The sequence below is a fragment of the Ruegeria sp. BC1 genome (assembly GCF_056539305.1).
On the sequence record NZ_JBQFUT010000030.1, the window covers coordinates 1 to 763 of the forward strand.

Annotated in this window: 1 protein-coding gene; it reads right to left on the reverse strand. The window is 52.0% G+C overall.

The genetic code is table 11. The features are described 5' to 3' along the window. Positions 1 to 53: 53 nt before the first annotated feature. Complete coding sequence (locus tag ACR0IY_RS21965) at positions 54 to 734, reverse strand: IS6 family transposase (RefSeq protein ID WP_480677165.1); 681 nt, start codon at positions 732 to 734, stop codon at positions 54 to 56. Positions 735 to 763: the final 29 nt, after the last annotated feature.

The window sequence follows — 763 nt, forward strand, 5'->3', positions numbered from 1 at the left end:
GGTTTTGTTGCGAAGTTTCTGACTGAACGAAGAGATCACTCCGTACCGGCGGGTTAAGCAGCCAGTTCCGCAAATTGACGAAACGGGCAGAGTCCGGGCGTGAACTGACCTTTACGGATCATATGCGCCACTTCAATTCCGTCCAACGTTGCCGCTGCTGAAGCGAAGGCTTTGAACCCCAGCATTGGCCTCGTGCGTCTCTTGATGAACCGGTGGTCTTGCTCGACGATGTTGTTGAGAAATTTCCGCCTCACCATTTCGATTGGCATTGGGCAGCCGAAGCCCTTCAGCATTTTGTTGATGGCCTTGATACCTGCTGTGTTCGCGCCGCTCTTGTCGATCACAATCTTTCTCGGAAGGCCGTTGACCTCCAACATTCGGGCGAAGAACTTTGTGGCAGCTGGTTTGTTTCGACGTCGAGAAAGCATGAAATCAAGGGTCTTGCCGTGTTTGTCGACGGCCCGGTAGAGGTAAACCCACGCGCCTTTCACTTTGATATAAGTTTCGTCCATTCTCCAAGAACGATCACATGACTTTTTGCGGCGACGCGCTAATTCAGCGATTGCGCTGGAATACCGTGTGACCCATCGGTTCAGCGTGGTGTGGTCCACTGAAACGCCGCGCTCGGCCATGATCTCCTCCAGGTCTCGGTAAGAAACACCGTAGCGGACGTAAAAGAAGACCGCGAACAGGATCACATCCTTAGGATACTGCGCACCTTTAAAAGAAATCATGGGCTAAACTTCAACTGGATAATGCCGTT

What these genes read in the sequence shown, in the direction of transcription:
- ACR0IY_RS21965 (WP_480677165.1), bottom strand. Translation starts at nt 734, where the DNA reads ATGATTTCTTTTAAAGGTGCGCAGTATCCTAAGGATGTGATCCTGTTC.